Annotated in this window: 20 protein-coding genes and 1 pseudogene; 8 read left to right on the plus strand and 13 right to left on the minus strand. The window is 46.2% G+C overall.

The window, feature by feature from the left end; genetic code table 11:
• Positions 1-156: 156 nt before the first annotated feature.
• The gene (locus RHEIN_RS10895; RefSeq protein ID WP_008899026.1) at positions 157-2463 is read left to right on the plus strand and encodes a methyl-accepting chemotaxis protein; all 2307 of its coding nucleotides are present in this window, start codon (positions 157-159) and stop codon (positions 2461-2463) included.
• Positions 2464-2535: 72 nt separating this feature from the next.
• Here RHEIN_RS10895 and htpX read toward each other — a convergent pair whose 3' ends face one another.
• The 8 genes and pseudogenes from htpX to RHEIN_RS10930 form a co-directional block, all read right to left on the minus strand.
• On the minus strand, positions 2536-3420 hold the full coding sequence (htpX, locus tag RHEIN_RS10900) for a protease HtpX (protein ID WP_008899027.1): 885 nt from the start codon (positions 3418-3420) through the stop codon (positions 2536-2538).
• Between the two features lie 346 nt (positions 3421-3766).
• Entirely contained in the window at positions 3767-4159 is a 393-nt protein-coding gene (locus RHEIN_RS21435; protein WP_443216046.1) for a CZB domain-containing protein, read from the minus strand.
• 39 nt (positions 4160-4198) lie between these two features.
• A pseudogene (locus RHEIN_RS21440) lies at positions 4199-4870 on the minus strand (methyl-accepting chemotaxis protein); the annotation flags it as partial.
• A 162-nt stretch (positions 4871-5032) separates the two neighbouring features.
• Positions 5033-5500, minus strand: coding sequence for a Dps family protein (locus tag RHEIN_RS10910; RefSeq protein WP_008899029.1), 468 nt, complete (start codon positions 5498-5500; stop codon positions 5033-5035).
• A gap of 161 nt (positions 5501-5661) precedes the next feature.
• Positions 5662-6945 carry a tyrosine--tRNA ligase gene (tyrS, locus tag RHEIN_RS10915; protein ID WP_008899030.1) on the minus strand — a complete coding sequence of 428 codons (1284 nt, stop codon included), beginning with the start codon at positions 6943-6945 and terminating at the stop codon, positions 5662-5664.
• Between the two features lie 94 nt (positions 6946-7039).
• The gene (locus RHEIN_RS10920; RefSeq protein WP_008899031.1) at positions 7040-7819 is read right to left on the minus strand and encodes a response regulator transcription factor; all 780 of its coding nucleotides are present in this window, start codon (positions 7817-7819) and stop codon (positions 7040-7042) included.
• Positions 7820-7896: 77 nt separating this feature from the next.
• Complete coding sequence (locus tag RHEIN_RS10925) at positions 7897-9510, minus strand: ABC-F family ATPase (RefSeq protein WP_083826302.1); 1614 nt, start codon at positions 9508-9510, stop codon at positions 7897-7899.
• A gap of 158 nt (positions 9511-9668) precedes the next feature.
• Entirely contained in the window at positions 9669-10577 is a 909-nt protein-coding gene (locus tag RHEIN_RS10930; RefSeq protein ID WP_008899033.1) for a DMT family transporter, read from the minus strand.
• Positions 10578-10697: 120 nt separating this feature from the next.
• On the opposite strand from RHEIN_RS10930, the gene RHEIN_RS10935 reads away from it, so the two are divergent.
• The 7 genes from RHEIN_RS10935 (at position 10698) to RHEIN_RS10965 (ending at position 19228) form a co-directional block, all read left to right on the plus strand.
• On the plus strand, positions 10698-12164 hold the full coding sequence (locus tag RHEIN_RS10935) for an aminotransferase-like domain-containing protein (RefSeq protein WP_008899034.1): 1467 nt from the start codon (positions 10698-10700) through the stop codon (positions 12162-12164).
• 108 nt (positions 12165-12272) lie between these two features.
• Complete coding sequence (locus RHEIN_RS10940; RefSeq protein ID WP_008899035.1) at positions 12273-14138, plus strand: GNAT family N-acetyltransferase; 1866 nt, start codon at positions 12273-12275, stop codon at positions 14136-14138.
• On the plus strand, positions 14139-15056 hold the full coding sequence (locus RHEIN_RS10945) for a histone deacetylase family protein (protein ID WP_008899036.1): 918 nt from the start codon (positions 14139-14141) through the stop codon (positions 15054-15056).
• A 116-nt stretch (positions 15057-15172) separates the two neighbouring features.
• Positions 15173-16657, plus strand: coding sequence for a TrkH family potassium uptake protein (locus RHEIN_RS10950; protein ID WP_008899037.1), 1485 nt, complete (start codon positions 15173-15175; stop codon positions 16655-16657).
• Position 16658: 1 nt separating this feature from the next.
• Positions 16659-17963 carry a sensor histidine kinase gene (locus RHEIN_RS10955; RefSeq protein ID WP_008899038.1) on the plus strand — a complete coding sequence of 435 codons (1305 nt, stop codon included), beginning with the start codon at positions 16659-16661 and terminating at the stop codon, positions 17961-17963.
• Complete coding sequence (locus RHEIN_RS10960; RefSeq protein WP_008899039.1) at positions 17960-18655, plus strand: response regulator transcription factor; 696 nt, start codon at positions 17960-17962, stop codon at positions 18653-18655. The genes RHEIN_RS10955 and RHEIN_RS10960 overlap by 4 nt, the downstream gene beginning before the upstream one ends.
• A gap of 126 nt (positions 18656-18781) precedes the next feature.
• On the plus strand, positions 18782-19228 hold the full coding sequence (locus RHEIN_RS10965) for an energy transducer TonB (protein WP_008899040.1): 447 nt from the start codon (positions 18782-18784) through the stop codon (positions 19226-19228).
• Between the two features lie 45 nt (positions 19229-19273).
• Here the strand turns inward: RHEIN_RS10965 and RHEIN_RS10970 are convergent, their stop codons facing one another.
• From RHEIN_RS10970 to RHEIN_RS10990, 5 genes are all read right to left on the minus strand, one after another.
• On the minus strand, positions 19274-19576 hold the full coding sequence (locus RHEIN_RS10970; RefSeq protein ID WP_008899041.1) for a hypothetical protein: 303 nt from the start codon (positions 19574-19576) through the stop codon (positions 19274-19276).
• A 176-nt stretch (positions 19577-19752) separates the two neighbouring features.
• A complete protein-coding gene (locus RHEIN_RS10975) occupies positions 19753-20226 on the minus strand; it encodes a hypothetical protein (RefSeq protein ID WP_202797813.1) in 474 nt (157 codons plus the stop codon).
• A 54-nt stretch (positions 20227-20280) separates the two neighbouring features.
• Entirely contained in the window at positions 20281-21087 is an 807-nt protein-coding gene (locus RHEIN_RS10980; RefSeq protein WP_202797814.1) for an acyl-CoA thioester hydrolase/BAAT C-terminal domain-containing protein, read from the minus strand.
• A gap of 222 nt (positions 21088-21309) precedes the next feature.
• Positions 21310-21753 (minus strand): nuclear transport factor 2 family protein, encoded by a 444-nt coding sequence (locus RHEIN_RS10985; protein ID WP_008899044.1) that lies wholly within the window; start codon positions 21751-21753, stop codon positions 21310-21312.
• A 247-nt stretch (positions 21754-22000) separates the two neighbouring features.
• Positions 22001-22259: peptidoglycan-binding domain-containing protein (locus tag RHEIN_RS10990; protein ID WP_040555011.1), on the minus strand; the 259-nt coding region annotated here is incomplete at its 5' end.

Here is a 22259-nt window from a genome sequence, read left to right on the forward strand (position 1 = left end):
GCTTTTTTATTCCATAAAGATATAAGATTATTCCTTAAAATTTATGCAATGAGCATTAAATAGCCATCTACACATCCAACTAAGGTTTTGTCATAATTTTGCAATCCCCCTTCTCTACTCTGCCTGTGCCTGAAACTTAGCGGAGATAGAAGTCGTATGAATATCGCCAGAAAATTAACCCTCGGAGCCGGTGTCCTGACGGTCATGGCTGTGATTTTGTCGGCCAGTACCAGCGGTTTATTAGCCTTAAAAGACAGTTCAGATGCAGTGCAGCAAAGTGCAGAGCAACAATTTCAGGCCCTGGCAGCAAGCAGACATACCATGCTGCTCACCCAACTCGATGGCCAACAGCAATTACTCAATGCATTGGCGAATAACCGCCTGACACAAGAAGCTATTTATAGTTTTAAGAATCCTTTTGTGTCCTACCGTTATGAAGTGTCAGCCCCTAATCTGGATGGCTTGAAACAACAGATGGCGGACTGGTACAACACGAAATACCAGCCCTACTTTCAGGCGCAAACTCAAGGCTTGTCGGTCAATACCAGCGCCTGGCTGGAAAAATCCAAATTTGAAACTTTATTGCTGCAAAAATTTTATGTTGCGGAGAACCCACAGCCTTTGGGTAAACAGCAGTTGCTGGAGGATCGCAGTGATGGTTCTGTCTATGGCCAGCAGCATAAAAAATACCACAGCAGTTTTAAAGAAATAGTCGACCGTTACGGCTTTCAGGATTTAATGCTGGTCGACGCCAATAGTCTGGACGTCTTGTATAACGTCAATAAAGGCCCTGTTTTTGCCAGCAATTTGCAAAACGGAGCTTTTGCCGACACCCAACTGGCAAGCTTAGTCAAAAACTTAAAGCAAAAACCTAAAGCTGGTTTACAGATCTCCGCCATCACAGCCTTTACCGGCGCTTTTTCGCAACAAGTGTTGTTTTTTGGTGTGCCTGTGTTTCATCCCAATAGCGCCGACACTCCAATTGGATTTTTAATAGCTCAGTATCCGGTCAGTCGTTTTACAGATTTGATGACCGGAAATCAAAAGTGGCAGGATTTAGGTTTGGGCGAAACAGGTGATTTGTATCTGGTTGATCAGGAGCAGAAACTGGTGACCGAATTAAGGCCTTATCTGACGGACAAAAGCCGCTTTGCAGCACAATATCCTGAGTTGAAAGCCGGTCCTTATGGTTTAGGTGGCCATACCAAATTAGACTTGCCACAAGTAAAAGCAGCGCTGGCTGGCCAATCCGGTGTCGCTGAAGCTGAAGATTACCGGGGCCTGGATTCATTGATCAGTTGGCGTCCTCTGCAGATAGGCCAGCAGCAGTATGCGCTTATTGTGCAGCAAGATTTATCAGAGAGTTTAGCGGCAGTCAGCACGATCAGAACCAACCTGGTTTTAAGCACCCTGCTCTCAGTAGTGTTGCTTGGAATACTGGTCGTGCTGCTGGTTTACATCCTAGCGCGACGTTTTGCCAGACCCATGCTGGCATTGCATCAACGTATCGAAGCATCTGCCCAGTCCCATGATCTGACAGTGCGTTTTGATTTGCAGTCTAAAGATGAGTTGGCGGATATTGGTGCTGCTTTGAACAAACTCTTTGGCGCTTTTCGATCCCTGGTGGCAAAACTGTCCAGCACTTCTGAGCAAAGCGCTTCAGCTGCCACTCAAAACCTGCAAATTAGTCTGGAATGCAAAAGTTCAGCTATGCAACAAGGCGCTGCTATCAGTCATTTGCTGCAACAATCTCAAAGCCTGGATCAACAACTGCAATATTCAGCCGAACAGCTACGCCGTTCAGCCAGTCAGGCCACTCATGCCAACCAGCAGGCTGACTCTGGTTATCAGGCTGTAGATCTGGTCGCCAGTTCAATGCGCCATCTGGCCGAACAAGTCAGTTCATCCAGTCAGAGCATGGACCATTTACGCTCTGCCGCCACTGACATAGTGACTGTGCTCGATACCATCAAAGGCATTTCAGAACAGACTAACCTTTTGGCGCTCAATGCGGCCATTGAAGCCGCCCGCGCTGGTGAACATGGCCGTGGTTTTGCAGTTGTGGCAGATGAAGTAAGGCGTTTATCAGGCAGCACCCGCCAGGCGACTATGGAAATTCAGCAAATGCTGGATCGCTTAATGAGCACAGTGGATGAAACCGCTCTGGATTTAGCCAAAGAGCGGCAAAGTGCGGAGCTTTGTGTCACAGGCTCGGAGCAGGCCTTGCAAGCTTTAGGAGAGATCAAGCAGCTGATTGCAGAGGTTAGCACTGAGACAACAAAGATAGCCCAGGCTAGTGAGCAACAATACCAGCACAATCAGCAGATGCGTGATGAACTGACGGCGGTGCAGGGTTTAGCTGCTCATACCGAACAAGCGATGGCCGAATTAAACATAACGGCAAAAGAGCAGGAAAAACTGGCCACTGAGTTATTAAGTAACGCCAGAGCCTTTCGGGTTTAACGGGTCCCGATACAAAAAGCCCCGGCATGTGCCAGGGCTTTTTTACATTTTCGTATTTATACTCAGCTGTCATTAGCCTTCAAAGGAGCGGCTTTGCAGTGCATGAATACGTTTATCCAGCGGCGGATGGCTCATAAAAAGCTCTGAAGGCGCAGCTTTAGTAGCCAGGCCAAAAGCCGTCATAGAACCCTGTAATTGGCTTTCATTATTACCTTTTAAACGTTGCAACGCAGCGACCATGTTTTCGGCACCCACTAAACGGGCTGCACCAGCATCGGCTTTGTATTCACGCTGACGGGAAAACCACATCACTATGATGCTGGCCAGCACACCAAAAATCATTTCCAGCACAAACACAGTGATCATATAGCTGATACCGCCACCCTGACTTTCCTCTTCGTCATTGGAGCGGAAAAAGTTATCAATAATGCCTGCAACCACCCGGGCAAAGAAAATAACAAAGGTATTCACTACACCCTGAATAAGAGTCAGGGTCACCATATCACCGTTGGCGACGTGTGATACTTCGTGTGCCAACACAGCTTCGGCTTCCTGCTGCGTCATCGCATGCAATAAACCTGTGCTGACAGCCACCAGTGCATTATTACGGCTCATGCCCGTGGCAAAGGCATTAATTTCCGGCGAATCGTAAATGGCAACTTCCGGCATACCAATGCCAGCCTGCTTTGCCTGACGTTGCACAGTGCTTACCAGCCAGTGTTCAGTGGCATTCGACGGCGTTGTGATCACCACAGCACCAGTCGAACGTTTTGCCATCCACTTGGACATAGCCAAAGAAATAAAGGAGCCACCAAAACCAAACACAGCAGCAAATATCAATAAACCACCCATGCTGCGGTTATCTATACCAAAAACTTTAAACACAATACTCAAAACGATACTCAGCACTAACATCACAGCTAAGTTCGTGATTAAAAATAGCACTATACGTTTCATAACAACCTCTGCAATTCACAAGACCACTAAGTTCAAAACGTCTGTTGCTAAAAAAGCCCCTGTTTCATCGCTGTAACAGAGGCAAAGGGCGGATTAATGACCACAACAAGTACGTATTGGTTCTGCCCAACCCAACAGCAGCTTCTCGCCTCACTTTGGGTTATTCAGGGAACGCTGTGATAATAAGCCGGATAGAGTTGTAAGGTAAAATCGAATATAACTAACAAAAAGGAAGGAATAAACTGACTAATTTATCTCATGAAGCTAAAAGTAGCTGTGGAGATCAAAAAAGCCAGTGTTGCTAACAAGAACTGGCTTTATGCACGTTGAATACCCAGCAGAAAGATTAACAGCCTTTTTTATCCACAGTTCTCACTTGTGTCTGCATTGCAGTTAAAGCATCTGTTACTTGTAATGAAGCCTGTTCCATCTGTGCCAGACATATAGCCATTTGGGTCTCATCTCCCCTGGCTCCGGATTCTAAGGCCTGACGCCCCAAATCGTGTACAGCCTTGTGTGGCTGATCAATAGAGTTAAAAGCTGGCAAATGACTATAATTAGCCGCTCCCTGACCAGTAAAATACCATTGACCTAAACGGCACTCCGTATGTAAATTTACCTTTGTTGCAAAGTCGCCCTTTGCGATAAGGCTATATACCGCATTTTTCCAAACCACGTGATCCAATTTCACTGTATTTAGAAAAGCAACTGTCGCAGAGTCATTAATGACGCTTTGCATATGGCTGGAGCAATTCACAACATCACTAACCACTGTATCAATTTGTTCTGACGACACACTGACTTCATTTGCACTTTGTAAGCTCTGAACTGCACTTTGTTCTATCTGTTGGGTCTGACTGATCATTTGTTTAATCAGTTGTTCTATCTGAGTTGAAGCCTGATGAGCTTTGCTGGCTAATGTTCTTACTTCATCTGCAACAACAGCAAAACCCCGACCCGCCTCACCAGCTCTTGCCGCTTCGATAGCTGCATTTAACGCCAATAAATTGGTTTGATCTGAAATTTCCTGGATGCTTGAAATAAGCTGATTTACAGACTGTGAACTCTGCCCCAATAAACGTACACTTTCAGCACTATGTTCGGCATCTTTGCGGATCACCAGAGCACGGCTTGCCAATTGCGCTACAGCCTGACGAGTCTGGTTAAATACATCAGACATCCGGACCAAGGATTGTCTCTCTTCAGACAATTGAGTTGCGTTTGTCAATAAAGCTTCGCGGATAGCCTCGAGCATAGAGCCACCGGCCAATTGTTGAGTACTGATTTGTTCAGCAGCTTTGAGTTTTTGCTTTAACAGTTGTACTTCGGCCTTTAGATGCCGTTGCACATCGGCGGCTTCTTGACGCTCCTGTTTTATTTGCTGTTCCTGCTGCTGCGCTACCAGTTTCAACTGAGCATTTTCTGCTTTATATTTCTGATCAAACCACATACAGACTCCAACCCCAAGCCAAATACAGACCAGATAGTACAAGAGCCCGAATGTGAAGTTCAATAGTTTAGCTTGCGCCAAATCAATAAAAGTGAAAAAAATACTTTAAAAAGGCCTGCCAAATGATAAAAATGGCAAGCCTATTGCTGATTCACAAAGGAGTTAACCTAACAAGCTTCTGAGCATCCAGGCATTTTTCTCATGCACCTGCATCCGCTGAGTTAATAAGTCCAGAGTAGGTTCGTCTGAGGCTTTATCGGCCACTGGCACTATAGAACGTGCTGTTTTTGCTAAAGCTTCCTGGCCTTTCACCAGATCTTTAATCATCTCCTGTGCATTCGGAATACCATCGGCTTCTTTAATGCTGGTCAGTTTGGCAAACTCTTTGTAAGAACCTGGTGCAAACTCACCTAAAGCACGAATACGTTCTGCAATTAAATCAACGGCCAAAGCCAGCTCAGTGTACTGAGTTTCAAACAAAACATGCAGAGTCTGGAACATTGGGCCTGTCACGTTCCAGTGATAATTATGCGTCTTCAGATACAGAGTGTACGTATCAGCCAGTAAAGTCGCTAAACCATGAGCTATGGCTTTACGATCATCGTCTTCAATACCAATATTAATTTTCATAAGAAACTCCGTGTTGCTGAAATAACGTGGTAAGCCTAACACAGATAAAGCGGCACGCTCAATTAGACAAAGGGTTAAGCTGTTATAGATCAATGGGATTGAATAAAGAGAAAACAAGGATGCAGACCAAAATTAAGCCTTTAATCTGCATACCTGCTGTATCACTTTGCCGATTTCACCAGACAAAACTGCTTTTGGCCTCGTTGCAATAACCAGAACTGATGATGCAGCGGCTGAATGTCAGACATCTTCATATCTTGTTGCATCACTTCACCATTGAGCCTTATGGCTTTGGAGCTTAGCAAGTCTCTGGCTTTGCTTTTGGATACAGCCAGTCCAGCTTTTTGCACTAACTCCGCAAGTGACAGGCTCCCTTCTATCTCCACGCAGTGTAAAGCATCCAGTTCGAGTTGCTGCAATTCGGCTAAGCTCAGTTGCTGCGGCTGTCCGGTAAACAAGGCCTTAGTAATACGTTCTGCCGATAACAGCCCTGCCTTGCCATGCACGAAACAAGTCACCTGCTCTGCCAGAATACGTTGAGCCTGAGGTTTTCCGCCTGAGCTGCGGTCCGATTGCTCCAGAGCAGCTATCTCGGCGCAGCTTAAAAAACTGTAATAACGCAGCAGATTGTACACGTCTTTATCGTCGGTATTTAACCAGAACTGGTAGAAGCTAAAAGGCGAGGTTTTGTTTTTATCCAGCCAGATGGTACCGGACTCCGTTTTGCCAAACTTAGTGCCATCAGCTTTAGTGATCAGCGGTAAGGTTAAACCTTCTACTTTGGTATGGTTTAATCTGCGGGTCAGATCTATACCTGCCACTATATTGCCCCACTGATCATTGCCCCCTATCTGTAAAGTACAGCCAAAGCGTTGGTTTAACATGGCAAAATCGTAAGATTGCAGCAAGCTGTAACTGAACTCTGTAAAAGAAATGCCCTGATCGGGCCGCTCCAGCCGCTGACGTACAGATTCTTTGCGCATCATGGCGTTGACTGAAAAATGTTTACCCACATCCCAGAAGAAACTAATCACATCTAATGTTGCCAGCCAGTCTGCATTATTAACCAGCTTTAGCGGTTCAGATAACACAGGTTGCAGCAACGCAATGATCTGGCAACCAAGCTGTTCAGTCCAGGCTTGAATGCTTTTTGTGTCGTTTAAACTGCGCTCTGTGGCTTTAAAGCTTGGATCGCCTATAAAGCCTGTAGCCCCGCCTATTAACGCTATCACTTGATGGCCTGCGTCCTGAAAACGTTTTAGCATCAACAAAGGCACCAGGTGGCCTATATGCAGGCTGCCGGCTGTAGGATCAAAACCACAGTACAGGCTCTGCCTGCTGCTCAAAAAGTCATGTAAGAGTTCTGGATTTGAACATTGGGCTATCAGGCCACGTTGGAGCAAGTCATCCACTAACTGGGGTTTGCTCACCGCTGCTGTTGTCATTGGCTGCTCTCTTTCTAAAGATAATTTGAAAAGCAGCAGCTTAAAGCTCAGATGCAGAAAAAGGCATGTCCCTAAAGGGATAAGAAAGGCGTTTTTAGCTGGTCAGCAGATGAGTAAGGAATAACTGGAACAACTCGCTTAATGAGCCGATTTGCAGTTTAGCGTAGATTTTTTTGCGATGATTTTTGACAGTACCAGCGGTGATGCTCAACTGCTGGGCTATATCCACCGAATCAAAGCCTTGCAACAGCAAGCTGGCAATTTGCTGCTCTTTGTCTGTCAGTAACTGCTGGCCAAAACAGGAAAAAGCCTGGCTCAGTTGGTGCTGCAAGCCAGTTTTTGCAGGCGAAGCGCTGGATACGACAAAGCTGTCCTGACCCCAATGCTGGCGAATGAAAGCACTGAGCAGGCCTTGCAGTTGTAACAACTTTTGATAGCTGGCTTGATAACGGCTCTGGTTGGGTTCGCTATAACCGATAAACAGCACAATCCAACGGTTTGGTTCCAGCTTAAAACTCAGGCAGAACTCATCATGCAGACCGGTTTTTTCGGTAAAGAGCTGCTGGTAGCTTTTACGGGCTTTGGCCGAATCAAACAGATCCTGTAAACGCCATACCCCATCATCAGTGGCTTGTTGAGCACGCAGATAAAATGGGTCGTGCAGGTAGGAATCCATTAAATAGTGATGAAACAAAAAATCACGTTTCGTATCTATGCAGTCGTACAAATAAATTGGATGCTTATCTGCTCTGCAGCCCAACAACAGCAGTTGGTCAGAGTGCAACTCTGTTTTAAGAAAAGTCGCCAGCCGTTGACTAAAGTCTATGGTCCGGATGCTACTAACCAGATCAGCCACTCTCTGCCATTCAGTCATTAAGAATAAGTCCTCGCCCAAAAGTAAAAAAGCCGGTGTTCAGACCGGCTTCTTAGCATACAACATCATGGGTGTTGTTACGAACGAGCAGCCAGTTCAGCTTGCTGCACTAAATAATCTTCGTAAGTACCAGCGAAGTTACGTACACCGCTGTCCGTCATTTCAACGATACGGGTAGCCAATGAGGATACAAATTCACGGTCGTGACTGACAAAAATCAGTGTGCCTTTGTACATCTCAAGCGCCATATTCAGGGATTCAATAGATTCCATATCCAAGTGGTTGGTAGGTTCATCCATCACCAGAATATTTGGACGCTGCAGCATCAGCTTACCGAATAACATCCGGCCTTTTTCACCACCTGACAATACGCGGGTTGGCTTGGCAATATCATCTTGTGAAAACAATAAACGGCCTAAAATACCACGAATAGCCTGTTCATCATCTGAAGGTTGTTTCCACTGGCTCATCCAGCTAAACAACGTCATATCTTTTTGAGCGCCTTCAAACTCGTATTCATGGTCCTGAGCGTAATAACCAATATTGACGTTTTCAGACCACTTCACTAAGCCTTTTTCAGCAGTTAAATCGCCAACCAGACATTTTAAGAAAGTGGTTTTACCAATACCGTTGGTACCCAGAATGGCTACCTTCTCACCGACTTCAATTGTCAGATCAAGGTTTTTCAGTACGTGCAGATCATCAAAGCTCTTGTTTAATTCAGTCACTTCTAAAGCTAAACGGTACAGCTGCTTTTGCTGATCAAAGCGGATAAATGGGTTTACCCGGCTGGAAGCTTTTACTTCAGACAGGGTGATTTTATCAATTTGTTTAGCACGAGACGTTGCCTGACGCGCTTTAGATGCGTTGGCAGAGAAACGACTCACGAAGGTTTGTAGCTCAGCGATCTGGGCTTTTTTCTTGGCGTTATCAGACAATAAACGTTCACGCGCCTGAGTAGCGGCCGTCATGTATTCATCGTAGTTACCTGGGTAAACACGCAGCTCGCCGTAGTCTAAGTCAGCCATATGAGTACAAACGCTGTTTAAGAAGTGACGGTCGTGCGAAATAATAACCATGGTGCTGTTACGTTCAGCCAACACTTCTTCTAACCAACGGATGGTGTTGATATCCAGGTTGTTGGTCGGTTCGTCCAGTAACATGATTTCCGGGTCGGCAAATAACACCTGAGCCAATAACACCCGCAGTTTCCAGCCTGGTGCTATCGATGACATTAAGCCAAAATGCTGTTCAACAGGGATACCTACGCCAATTAATAATTCGCCGGCACGGGATTCAGCGCTATAGCCGTCCATTTCACCAAAAGCGACTTCTAAATCAGCGACACGCATACCGTCTTCTTCGCTCATATTTGGATCGGCGTAAATACGGTCACGTTCTTCTTTTACTTTCCACAGTTCAGCGTGGCCCATAATCACAGTGTCGATCACACTGTATTGCTCAAAAGCAAACTGATCCTGGTGTAACTTAGCCACACGGTGGTTAGGTTCAACAAAAATGTTACCACCACTAGGGTCTAACTCTTTGCTGAGGATCTTCATAAAGGTTGATTTACCGCAGCCGTTGGCGCCAATCAAACCATAGCGGTTGCCGTCGCCGAATTTAACGGAGATATTTTCAAAAAGCGGCTTAGCGCCAAATTGCATCGTAATATTTGCGGTAGAAATCACAGTGTTTTTGATCCAACAAAGAGTCATATACAAGCCGCGCCGACAGTTTTAGCCCATCAGCACAGCCCCAAAAATAGCGCGCCACTATACGCTTTTTCGGCGCTAAACTCAAAGTATCTCTGTGTTTTATGAACCTTTTAGTACTGATCAGGCAAGAGTTAGCTAAAGCGCCGCCCTAAAGCGATGCAGCCAACCACAGCCAACGCCAATATCCAGTGGATCCATTGCAAAGGTTCGCCAAGCAACAAAGCACACAAAGCCAGTCCGCTAAAAGGCGATAACAGCTGTAATTGACTGACTTTAGCTATGCCGCCTATAGCCAAACCTTTGTACCAGCAGAAAAAGCCGATAAACATGGTAAAGACAGATAAATAACCCAGCGCCAGCCAGGATTGCAACGACACAGCAGCATAATCCGGCTGATAAGCCCAAACCCAGGGCAAGAGCACTGGGATAGACATCACCAGCGCCCAGCAGATCACCTGCCAGCTGCCCAGCTCTTTGGATAAAATAGCCCCTTTGGCATAACTAAAACCGCATAAAAAACTCGCTAACACCAGATAACCATCAGCGAGCTGAAAAGGACCAACGCTGTGTTTTAACGCATAAAGCGCAACACAAGCTGCCCCCAGCAGTGCAAAAAGCCAAAAGCCAAAGCGTGGCCATTGTTTAGTTAAATAAGCGCCAAAAAAGGCGGTAAAAAGTGGCATTACACTGGTCACCAGAATGCCGTGACTGGCTCCCACCTGCTGCAAGGCCAAAGCAGATAACACCGGATAAGCAAATACTGACCCCAAAGCTACTAACGCCAAACCCTGCCACTGTTGTGCCGTGGGTAATTTTTGTCGTGTAATAAGCAGCAGTATCAATGCCAGTAGTGCCGCTATTAAAGCCCTGCCCGCGCCAACAAATACCGGCGGCATATCAAGCACCGCCATTCGGGTTGCAGGTAATCCGGCAGAGAACATCAACATGCCTAAGCTGCCAAACCAAAGTCCTTGCACCAATGGTTTTTGCCAAAACGACAAAGCCACAGGGTTTTGTGGTGACACAGAAACTGCAGACATAAAGATGCTCCCAAAAGTGGCTGGACAGTCGACGAACTTCCGTTAGTATATAAAGCAATCAACCATGACAATCAGGACAGTTGGCGCTAAGTTTTACTGGACTGTACAGGTGGAAATTCCATGACAATTACATTGACGCAGTGGCAACTGGATAAAGCCAGCAAAGAGAGTTTCAGCAGTCAGCTGTATCTGCAGGCACAACAGGCCATTCAATCCGGCCGTTGGAATGCGGGCGCCCGCCTGCCTTCTATCCGGCTATTGGCGGCACATTTAGAGATCAGTAAATTTACGGTGGCAGAACTCTACGAAAAACTCTCTGCCGCTGGTTTTGTCCGCTCCCAGCCCGGTAGTGGCGTTTATGTCAGCCGTTTAACGGAGCAGCAACAGCAACTGGAAGCCAGCGCCAGTCAAAGCAGCAGGCAGCAGGACGTGGCTTTAATGCGTCAAACGCTGCTGCGTGAGCCTCATTGGATCAAAGCTTCGGCAGGCTGGTTAGCCCCTGACTGGTTACCGGATCAGGAAATACGCCAGGCCATGCGGGATTTAGCCCGTCAGCCTCAGTCTCTGACCGATTATGGCCCTGCTCAGGGCTATTTCCCCTTGCGGCAGTTTTTATCTCAGCGTTTATCGCAGCTTTCTGTGGTTGCAGAACCCGCGCACATTCTGCTGACTTACAGCGCCTCTCATGCACTGGATTTAGTGTTTCGTTTGCATTTGAAACCCGGAGATTGGGTGATGGTCGACGATCCCGGTTTTTATAACTTCTTCGCTTTACTGCGATTGCATCAGGTGCAGTTGCTTGTGGTGCCACGCACCAAAGAAGGGCCGGATTTAGCTGTGGTGCAGCAACTGGTGCAGCAGTATCAACCCAAAGCCTATTTAACCAATTCGGTGCTGTCGAACCCTGTGTGTTTAAGTATCCATCCGGCACGGGCTTTTGCGGTATTGCAGCTGTTACAGCAGCATCAGTGCTTGTTGATTGAAGACGATATTTACGCTGATTTTGAAAGCCAGCCGGTATCGCGTTACGCTTCGATGTCTGGTTTTCAATCACAAAATGGCTTTGAAACCATTTACTTAGGCAGTATGTCCAAAACGCTGTCGGCAGATTTACGGGTAGGTTTTATTGCGGCAGCTCCAGCCACTATTGCGGCCCTGACCGACTTAAAGCTCATTAGTGGTATTTCAACGTCCAACACCATGGAGCGCTTGGTCTATCTGTTATTAACAGGTGGCGGTTATCGTCGTCATATTGAACAGCTTAAGCGGCGACTGCAGCAGGCCCGTAACCTGGTATTTGCCAAGCTAAAGCAACTGGATTGCCAGTTATGGGCAGAACCTTCGGCCGGTTTTTTATGCTGGGTAAAATTGCCAGAAGGCGTCAGCAGCAGTGTATTGTCCGAACGTTTGCAACAACGTCAGGTGGTATTAGCGCCTGGCTCACAGTTCAGCACCCTGCCCGATGCCGACCATTACACCAGACTCAATGTGGCGCAGTGTCTGGATGAAGAATTTTGGCTAATAATGCAGGATGAGTTGCGCCAGATCAGGGAAGAAATTTCTCCGACAGTGAATACTGGATTGTAATTTTAGGCGGGCGGGGATAAACCACAGCCCCTACCTTTTGTTTATATCGACTTAGGTCGCACTGACAAAACCGTTTTATTCTGACAAGGTAAAGAAAAAGGATGCGGTATGGCCAAAACATCAGATAAATCGCCGGCGAAATCGCTGGACTGGAGCGCATTACTGCAATCCGGCAACCGTATTTTTATTGGCTCCCACGCAGCAGCCCCTCAGGCTTTGCTGGCCGATTTAATGGCGCGCAGTAAAAACCTGCATGATATAGAGCTGGTACAACTGATGGTGCTGGCGGATAACTGCTGGGCAGAGCAACGTTACAGCGATTTATTTAAAATCAATGCCTTGTTTATTGCAGGTGATAAGGTGCGGGATGCTGTAGCTGAAGGCCGCGCCGACTATACCCCTTGTTTTTTATCTGAAGTACCTGCGCTTTTTAAGGAAGAAATTCTGCCTTTAGATGCTGCTTTAGTGATGCTGAGCCCCCCTGATGCTTTTGGTTATTGCTCCTTAGGTGTGTCTGTTGATGCAGTCTCAGCAGCAATACGCTCAGCGAAAAAAGTCATAGCCCAAATTAACCCTAAAATGCCCCGCACCAATGGTTATACCTTTATTCACCAAAGCCAAATCCACGCTTTTATTGAGCAGGAAGAAGAGCTGCCAGAACTGCCACCGCCAGTTCTGGATGAAGTGACTGAACGTATTGGTCAGTATGTGTCGATGCTGATTGAAGACGGCGCAACCTTGCAATTGGGCATAGGCAAAATTCCGGAGGCTGTTTTACGTTATTTGGGCAATCACAAAGATTTAGGCGTGCACTCTGAAGTGATCTCAGATGGTGTGATGGAACTCATTACCACAGGCGTGATTAACAACAGAAGAAAAACCTTTCACCCTGGAAAAACTGTCACCAGTTTTTGTATGGGCAGCAAAAGCTTATACGATTTTGTTGATGGTAATCCTCATGTTGAGTTTTACCCCAGCGAATACGTCAATTCGCCGACTAATATCGCCCGTAACGATGCCATGATTGCGATTAACAGCGCTATAGAAGTGGATTTAACAGGTCAGGTGGTATCGGATTCCATAGGTCATAAGTTTTACAGTGGTATTGGTGGCCAGGTGGATTTCAGCCGGGGCGCTTCGATGAGTAAAGGCGGAAAACCTATTATTGCCCTGCCCTCAACCGCCAAAAACGGCACTGTGTCCCGTATTGTTGCAACTATCACAGAAGGGGGCGGCGTAGTCACGTCCCGCGGTCATGTGCATTATGTAGTGACAGAATTTGGTGTCGCCTCTTTGCGTGGCAAAAGTATCCGTGAACGTGCACTGGAACTTATTCGGGTGGCGCATCCCAAATTTCGTAAACAGCTGCTGGATGAAGTCCGCACCCGTTATTGGGTGCCGCATTATCAAAAAGATTACCCAAAAGATGTGATAGAGCTGGGTAAAGTGGGTGTAAAAACCTTAACCATAGCTGGCGAGCAATATGACTTAAGGGCATTAAACCCGGCAGATGAGCGCCGTTTGCAGGAGTTTTTTTACTCTCATACCAAAGAAACTCTGCTGCTACGCTACAACCATCATCCTAAACAAATGAGCAGAGAAAAGTCCTGCACTTTGGTGAGTGTCGATCAATCCCGTGATTTGGCGCTTTGTATTGTCAGGCAACGCGGCTCAGTGATGGAAATTCAGGCGGTAGGACGTTATTACCTGAACGAAACCGATAACAGCGCTGAAGTGGCTTTTGTTACCCGCGAGCGGCAACACGGTAAAGGCATGGCCAAACGTCTGCTGGAAGAAATGATCAAAATTGCCTGTATGCGCGAACTCAATCGCATGCTGGCTTATGTGCGATCCGACAATAAACCGATGCAGAAAGTGTTTGAAAAGGCCGGATTTAAACGCATCGCCAGTGGCGATCCGGATGAAGTGTATTTAGAGCTGCTGTTAAAAGCGGCTGAACCAGAGAAGCAGTAAATGAGTTTAGTGATATACAGTCATGGTCGCTGTTTGTCCTACGATATAGGGCATGATCATCCGGAAGCCGCATCCCGTATTCATGCAGTGCAGGACCAACTGTTAAGTTCGGGTCTTGAATTTGTAGTGCAACAACGTGACGCCAGCCCGGCCAGTCGCGAGCAGTTGTGTTTAGCGCATTGCCCGGCTTATGTGGATCATGTATTTGATGTGATACCTGATACCGGCCATATCTGGCTGGATGACGATACCCAGGCCAATGCTAAATCGCTAAACGCTGCTTTGTATTCAGCAGGTTCCGGCATTAATGCAGTGGACTTGGTGATGCAACACCAGGATACGCAGGCCTTTTGTTTGATACGCCCGCCTGGCCATCATGCTGAATACAAAGCCGCCAAAGGTTTTTGTATTTTTAATAACATCGCCATAGCTGCTGCTTATGCCATGCAGCACTATGGGGTGCAGCGTGTGCTGATTGTGGATTTTGATGTGCACCATGGCAATGGCACTGAAGATATTTTCCAATTGGATCCCAGAGTGAAGTTTTTCTCCTCTTTTCAGCATCCATTTTATCCATACACAGACCCCATCAGTCATTCACCCTCTATTGTCAAAATGCCATTAGCTGCAGGCACCAGCGGAGCTTTGTATCAACAACGATTTACCGATGAGTGGCTGCCGCTGATGCATGAATTTCAGCCTGAACTGATATTGGTTTCAGCTGGTTTTGATGCTCATATGGAAGATGATATGGGCCAAATGAAACTGACCGAGCTGGATTATTTATGGTTAGGCCAGCAACTGAAGCAACTGGCGGATCGTTACTCTGAAGGTCGTCTTGTTTCAATGCTTGAAGGCGGCTACGAACATAGCCCGCTGGCGCGTAGTGTGGTGAGTTATTTAAAGGGGCAGTTATAACAACCTGCCGGCCGGTGCAAGACCTGCCCCTGCAGTAAATCCTTATACAATCTTTATAACCCGCCTTAACCCAAAGCTATAAAATCCGGTTGTTGTTTCACGCCGGATAAAATTTTATGGCCGCCACTTTGGTGTTGGGTTCTGCAGTAAAAAGCTCAAGTCGTTATTTGATGTACCGGGTGCTTGGGCATTTATTGTTGCTGTTGTCGGCCGTCAAACTGGTGGCTATGGCAGTTTCTATTCTTTATAACGAAAGCAGCTTTTGGGTTTTTCTTGGCTCGGCACTTTTTACTGCTTCTGTGGGGTATAGCCTGGTGTACAAAGGCCGAGAAGCAAAAGATATTAAGCATCGTCAGTTGTTTTTACTCACCACGTTAAGCTGGTTGTCTTTGTGTGTGTTTTCGGCTATTCCGCTGTGGTTGATAGTGCCGGACATCAGTATCTCCAATGCCGTATTTGAGACTGTATCTGCTGTCACAACCACAGGTTCTACAGTACTTGCCGGATTAGATACCATGCCAAAAGGTATCTTGTTCTGGCGCGCCGTACTGAACTGGATAGGTGGCATAGGTATTATCGTAATGGCCATCGCCATTTTGCCTGCGCTAAAAATTGGCGGTATGCGGCTATTCAAAACTGAAAACTCCGACACCTCAGACAAAATTTTGCCCCGCAGCTCTACCCTGTCCGCCGCTATTGGTTCTGTGTATCTGGTATTAACTTTATGCGCTATGGTGTCCTATTATCTGGCCGGCATGAACGGCTTTGATGCCGTTACTCATGCCATGACCACAGTGGCCACTGGTGGTTTTGCCAACTACGATGCGTCTTTTGGTCAGTTTAAGGATCTGCCACAAATTTATTGGTTAAGTAGTTTTTTTATGATGCTGGCCGCTATGCCTTTTGTACTTTTTGTAAGTTTTGCCAAAGGCGACAAAAGCTCCTTGTGGCGAGACCCACAAGTGCGGGCGTTTTTAGCCATAGTGGCATTTTGCAGCTTGCTGCTGACGGCCTATCAGGTGGTGCATAATGACAGAGCTGTATTTGATGCCCTCACCCACAGCCTGTTTAATGTAGTCTCTATTATTACCACTTGTGGTTATGCCTCAGAAGACTATACCTTGTGGGGAAATATGGCCATTATGCTGTTTTTTTACCTGACCTTTGCTGGCGCCTGTTCTGGTTCCACTTCAGGTGGTTTAAAAATATTCCGTATGCAGCTCGCAGCAATGTTGCTGGTGAAACAGTTAAAATTATTGGTGCATCCGAAAGCAGTCTGGAGCCAGAGTTACGGCGGAAAAAAAGTAGATGATCAACTACTGGGCAATGTGCTGGCCTTTTGTTTTATTTATTTTGCTACCATAGCCTTTATTGCCATGGCGTTATCCTTCTGCGAACTGGATTTAGTCACAGCAATCACTGGTGCTGCAACTGCAGTAGCGAACGTAGGGCCAGGCCTTGGCAGTATTATTGGTCCTGCCGGTAACTTTGCGACTTTACCCGATGCTGCGAAATGGTGGCTGAGTTTAGGTATGCTGATGGGACGACTGGAAATTCTGACCTTACTGATTTTATTTACCCCTTCTTACTGGCGCTATTGATATGGCAAAAGCACTGCGTTTTTCATTTGCTTATCTGTCCGAGCTTGCCGGCACTTTGTTAGCCCCGCTGCTGATCGTGCTGCTCTGTTTACCGCTACGCAGCTGGATAAGCCCAACAGACGTTGCCATGCTGCAATTGCTCTGGGTAGCATGGCAGGCGCAGCACTATGGCTGGCGCTGGGCAGCGATCACAACGCTGGTATCTGTTTTATTGCTGAACTGGTGCTTTGTACCGCCCTATTATACTTTTGATGTACACGATGCCAGTTTTTTTATCAGCTTTGTGGTGATGGTGGTATTGGGTTTATTAATCAGCCTGCTGTCTGATCAATCAAAACAACAGTTAAAACGTTTACGGTATGCCATGTCACAAACCCGTGGCATGTATATGCTGGCCAAAGGTTTAGGCCAGCGGCAGAACTGGCAACAACAATGTGACTACACCGCCAAGTTATTAAGCCGCCGCTTAGGTGCTTCTGTTCAGGTGATTACTGCGGAGCAGCCCAAATCCACAGCCGATCATTCGGTTTTACCTGTTGGCTCTCCTGCCACTGCCTGGATTGTTGTGCCACCTTCTTCTCTGAGCAGCCATCCCACTTTATTGCATACAGCCCAGTCATTATTGGCCCAAAGTTACGCCCGGCTGGAACTCAGTGAAAAAGCTCAACAAGACAGAGTAAAAGCCCAGTTGGAGCAACAAAAAACCATGCTGTTACGTTCCCTGTCGCACGACTTGCGTACGCCACTGGCCACTATTATGGGATCATCCAGCATGCTGGCCGATCCAGAATTGCAGTTCAGTACAGAGCAACGTCAACAGCAGGCGCTGAATATTTACCAGCAAAGCCAGATCTTAAATCAGCATTTTGAGAAAGTGCTGGAGCTGAGCAAAGCCCAACTGACAGGGCATCATATTCAGCTTACGAATTTTAGTTCAGACGATCTGGTGGCTGGCGCTTTGGCCAGACGAGGCGATAAAGCCACACAAGTAAGCGCGTCTTTGCGCTGCAGCGCAGCAGCCTCTTTGCACGGTGATTTGGAGTTACTGGAAATTGCGCTGGCGAATATGCTGGAAAATGCTTTGTATCATGGTGCAGCCCCTTTTGAGTTACAGATGGGACGCAACGGTTCGCAGTTTTATATCCGGCTGACCAATGCCCTGAATGAGCAAGCACAGTCGCAGCGGGATAAAGGCCATGGCTTGGGGGTTAATATTTGTCGGGCTGTTGCTGGTTTGCATCAGGGTAGTTTTGAATTGCAGCACAACTCACGCCATATAACGGCTGTATTGGAGTGGCCACTATGAATAACGGTACTGAAAAAACGCAGCCTGTACGTTTGCTGGTGCTGGAAGACGACACAGGCTTACAAAGTTTCTTACAAACCCTGCTGGATAGTCAGGGCTATCAGAGTTTGATCCATGCGCAGGGTAAACAAGGCTTTGCTCTACTCAAAGAGCATAGTTTTGATTTGATTTTGCTGGATTTAGGTTTAGCTGATATGGACGGCATTCAATGGCTGCAGCAGCTGCGCTCCTGGTCTGAAGTGCCTGTTATTGTGATTTCAGCCCGGGGTAAAGAATTGGATAAAGTTCAGGCGCTGGATAGTGGCGCCAATGACTATGTGACCAAACCTTTTAGCTCTGCTGAGCTTTTAGCAAGGATCAGAGCCACTTTGCGACAACAACAAAAAACCGCCAGTCCATTAGCTTTTGCCAACATCAAGTTAGACCCGGTGCAGCGCCTGGTGACCAAAGCAGGTGAACCCGTGCATCTGACCAAAACCGAATACGATATCTTACTGTTGCTGGTGCGCCATTTAGGTTCTGCGTTAACCCATAACCAGATTTTGCAGCAGGTATGGGGTGAACATTATCAGGACAGGCCCGAATACATTCGTGTGCATATGGCGCAGCTACGACAAAAACTGGAAGACACGCCTTCAGCACCCAAACACCTGAAAACAGAAGCTGGTGTGGGTTACCGGCTTTGTGAATAAACAGCTGGCTGTGTCCAGGGAATTATGTTGACGCAAAGTTAATTATTCTTTAGTTTATTCAACAAGATAAATTATAGGAACCCCAAAGAGGCCCTTTATGGCAACTCTGGTACTCAAGGACTGTTTATGAAACTACATACTCTTAGCTTCGCCCTGTTATCCATTACCCTAAGCACTGCAGTAAGTGCTGCACCAATGAGCTATGGCTACACCATTTTAACTGAGTTAAAACCACTGCAGCATGAAGCCTTGTGGACCAGAGTTAATCCGGTTCCCCCTCTTTATCCTGTAGATATGGCAAGAAAAGGTGTCGCGGGTTGTGGTGTATTTAAGGTCATTATTGATAAAGAAGGTGAAACCGAAAGTGTTGAACTGATGAGCTCGGTTCCGGCAAAAGGCGTAGCCAGAGGTGCCACCAAGGTGATCAAAAAATGGCAGTGGCACAATACAACAGGAAAACCAGACAGTGCCGAAGAAAAAATTATGAGACTGGATTTTTGTATGGGCGGTACCACCTTAGCTGAAGCCGAAGCGCGTTGTCAGCAGCAAGCTCAGCTAGAGTGCAGCGAATAGCACGAAAGGTCTGCGCGACCACTTGACCAAACCACCACCATGCAGCTATGAATTGGCTGCATGTTTTTGTTTATAGTCATCCAGCAAAACTTTGGCATCCATCAAACCTAAGCCTGTCTCTTGCCTTATCAGCCGAATACCGTCTTTTTCTTTCAGTTGCAACAGCTGTTGCCGCACTTCAGTCGGCAATTGTTCTAACCAGTCAAAAACCAGCCCCTGGTGTTTTAACAACATATCCAGCTTGGCCTGCAGCATAAACAGCTGTTTTTTGTATTCCAAATGTGTGGACAAGAGATAAAGACATAAGCCGATAAGTATTAAATGTATCAGTTCTATGGTGTTTTCCATGCTAAGCCCCCTACAGCTTTAACAAAAACTGCTGTAAGTATAGAAAAACGGCAACCAGATGCAGGGATTTATTAACAATAAAGTAACTTTAATGATGCAGCTTTGGTTTCTTCGATAATGCCTAAATATCGTTGTGTAATGATGACGTTTTGATTCTGACCCTACAGGTTCTTTTTTTACAGATTCAGGCGACCATATAAGAGCTCTAAATCTTCGACATATGTTTCATTAATTTCGTTAATATTCCACGTCCACCGCTCTTTCGGTACTAAGTTGAAGACCCTAGAATGAGGAGCCTTTTCTGTCAAGCAACAGTAAACGGGAAGATATTGACGTTTTGCCTTAATTTTATAACTAAGCTCGTTATCACTAATAACGTTAAATTGGTCAGCCGTTAGGTCAATTAAGACGCCTTCACTTTCAACCCACCAATGCCCAACTTCACCACCTCGCATTCTCGAAATACCGAAAACAAGGCTCATTGGTTTAACATAACCTTTAAGCCTCATATGGTAGCAGTACAATTGAGAAGCATGTTTGCAGGCATTGACGGGAAAATCAGGATTGAAAAAGAGTGAATCACTATTTGAAATTAACTCTATCTTAAGTCTGATTAAGAGAGCTTCCTCACGTAATATGCGAATATTCACTTCATTTATGATTCTCAAAACAGCTGCGCCGTAAGCTTTGGTTGCCTTTGTTTGCTATTCACCATTCAACTTAGTGGTAAAGGTTTGATTTAAGACATCATTTTTATCCAGAAATCGATTATTCAGTAAATGATCCAAACCATCGTAGTTCAGGTGTTCACAGCTATCGTGCTGCTTTAGATTCATTCTGCTGCATATATCTTCAGCCATTTGTGGCGATGGCCATATTTCATCTTTCTCGCCTGTCATCAGCACTACCCTGGCGCTGATAGTTTCAACCTGGATAGTGGCTTTGCTTTGATCCACCCTGTTCGCTAATGACTGCTTATACAGATCCAACAAGCTGTTTACCGGCCCGGACGGTTTAAAGGGAACATGAGCTAACTCTTGTCCTTGATATGTCCAGCTTGATGCCGGCACTTTGGTCCAGTCTTTTAATATACCAGCCCAAACCACAGAGCTTGGTGCTATAGCCACAACCCGTGAGATTTGTTTATCTTTAGAGGCCAGTAACAAAGCCAACTCAGCGCCTTTTGACCAGCCTACGACGATCAGCTCATCTGATTTCACGTTTTGCTGCTGTTGCAGCCATGTTTTGGCCTGATCAAAATATTCTAAAGGGATCCGCTCCAGCTCCGCTGGTAAAGCTTGTGCATTAAAATAGGCTAAAGCTAATGTGGGATGCCCTGCTTCAACTACTGCTTTGGCAAGTAGTTCCGGCTGTCCACCTTCAGAGCCTCCGAGCACCAAAACACCAACCCGTTTTTCAGGGGACGAGGCTGGGTAATATTTACCTACAGCACCATCTTTTTCCATACTGAGAATACGGGGTGAAGCATTGATCCCAAAACTAATGGACATGAAAACAACGAAGCCAGATTTGATGATGCTATTTAACATTTTTTAATTCCGTTTATATGCTCTAGTTACTATTTATATCGGTTAACCCAGGCCACAAAGCTGGGCTTTCTCAGGTATTTAAGCTTTACGTCGATTGTCTTACAGCTTAAACCCCACGAAACTCAGGGGCAAGATCCATGCCCAGCCCCTGAGTTGTCTGAGAATAGGTAAACGGCACAAAAATTAGTGACTGTGGCTCACTTTTGAAACGATGCGCCAGCCTTCATCAAACTTGTACAAACTCAGATAATCCGTGTAAGCCAGTTTGTCTGACTTGTACACTTCCAGTTTGGACACTGCAACAGAACCTGTGACATCAAGCTGCAAATATTTTCCGGTATAAATGATTTGTGGCGCTGCTCCGGCCGCGTTTTCAACGCGCTTTTTCGCGCCGGCAATCCAGTGAGCAATAGGTGTTTTTTCGACATTGCCGTCCTTTAACCGCAACACTTCAAATGATGGATGAAAGCCTCTCTCCATGGCAGAGATATCAACCAGATTCGCAAATCCATCGATGTAAGCCGACTGGATCACTTGCTGAACAAGCTCAGCATCGGTGCTTTGTGCTTTTGCGGGAACTGAATTAAAGGCGAAAAGTAACGCAACAGAAAGAACAAATGATTTCATAAGTGGTTCCATAAAAACAAGTTAGAGATTCATCCCTTATTGGGCGGGAAGCTGGATAGGAAATTCAGGCTATCGGGCCAAACTATTGCATAAGAAATCATCAAAAACAACACAGATTACATACAATTTATAAACAAATTAACTGTAAATTCAATGCAATACAGTGGAGCCAAACGAAAACCAGTAGTGCTAGGGAGTTTAATTAACTCCCTGCCCCATAAAAACTACGGGGCAAGAGTTGGCCTTGTTAACCCTTTGCTGCTCGTTTAAGTCTTTCAAGTAGCCAATGCGAAGGCAAGCCGTTTGCCTCCTCCCCAATGCTTGTCTGAAACCCTTTGATTGCTTGTGTTGTTTTTGTCCCCACAACACCATCCACTTTACCCACTGCGTAACCAAGTAAATTGAGATGTCGCTGAATTTGAAGTATTAACTCCCTGTTATTCGGCACACTTGAGGTCGCACTGGGACTTGCAACGGGTTTAGTTTTGGCCGGTGAATTATAAGAG

It is taken from the genome of Rheinheimera sp. A13L (assembly GCF_000217935.1).
Taxonomy (GTDB): Bacteria; Pseudomonadota; Gammaproteobacteria; order Enterobacterales; family Alteromonadaceae; genus Pararheinheimera.

Coding starts and splice junctions, on each gene's coding strand:
- RHEIN_RS10960 (WP_008899039.1), top strand. CDS start 17,960: ATGAATAACGGTACTGAAAAAACGCAGCCTGTACGTTTGCTGGTGCTG.
- RHEIN_RS10930 (WP_008899033.1), bottom strand. CDS start 10,577: ATGTCTGCAGTTTCTGTGTCACCACAAAACCCTGTGGCTTTGTCGTTT.
- RHEIN_RS10950 (WP_008899037.1), top strand. CDS start 15,173: ATGGCCGCCACTTTGGTGTTGGGTTCTGCAGTAAAAAGCTCAAGTCGT.
- tyrS (WP_008899030.1), bottom strand. CDS start 6,945: ATGACAACAGCAGCGGTGAGCAAACCCCAGTTAGTGGATGACTTGCTC.
- RHEIN_RS10945 (WP_008899036.1), top strand. CDS start 14,139: ATGAGTTTAGTGATATACAGTCATGGTCGCTGTTTGTCCTACGATATA.
- RHEIN_RS10970 (WP_008899041.1), bottom strand. CDS start 19,576: ATGGAAAACACCATAGAACTGATACATTTAATACTTATCGGCTTATGT.
- RHEIN_RS10895 (WP_008899026.1), top strand. CDS start 157: ATGAATATCGCCAGAAAATTAACCCTCGGAGCCGGTGTCCTGACGGTC.
- RHEIN_RS10910 (WP_008899029.1), bottom strand. CDS start 5,500: ATGAAAATTAATATTGGTATTGAAGACGATGATCGTAAAGCCATAGCT.
- RHEIN_RS10955 (WP_008899038.1), top strand. CDS start 16,659: ATGGCAAAAGCACTGCGTTTTTCATTTGCTTATCTGTCCGAGCTTGCC.
- RHEIN_RS10935 (WP_008899034.1), top strand. CDS start 10,698: ATGACAATTACATTGACGCAGTGGCAACTGGATAAAGCCAGCAAAGAG.
- RHEIN_RS10940 (WP_008899035.1), top strand. CDS start 12,273: ATGGCCAAAACATCAGATAAATCGCCGGCGAAATCGCTGGACTGGAGC.
- RHEIN_RS10985 (WP_008899044.1), bottom strand. CDS start 21,753: ATGAAATCATTTGTTCTTTCTGTTGCGTTACTTTTCGCCTTTAATTCA.
- RHEIN_RS10965 (WP_008899040.1), top strand. CDS start 18,782: ATGAAACTACATACTCTTAGCTTCGCCCTGTTATCCATTACCCTAAGC.
- RHEIN_RS10920 (WP_008899031.1), bottom strand. CDS start 7,819: ATGACTGAATGGCAGAGAGTGGCTGATCTGGTTAGTAGCATCCGGACC.
- RHEIN_RS10980 (WP_202797814.1), bottom strand. CDS start 21,087: ATGTCCATTAGTTTTGGGATCAATGCTTCACCCCGTATTCTCAGTATG.
- RHEIN_RS21435 (WP_443216046.1), bottom strand. CDS start 4,159: ATGCAAAGCGTCATTAATGACTCTGCGACAGTTGCTTTTCTAAATACA.
- htpX (WP_008899027.1), bottom strand. CDS start 3,420: ATGAAACGTATAGTGCTATTTTTAATCACGAACTTAGCTGTGATGTTA.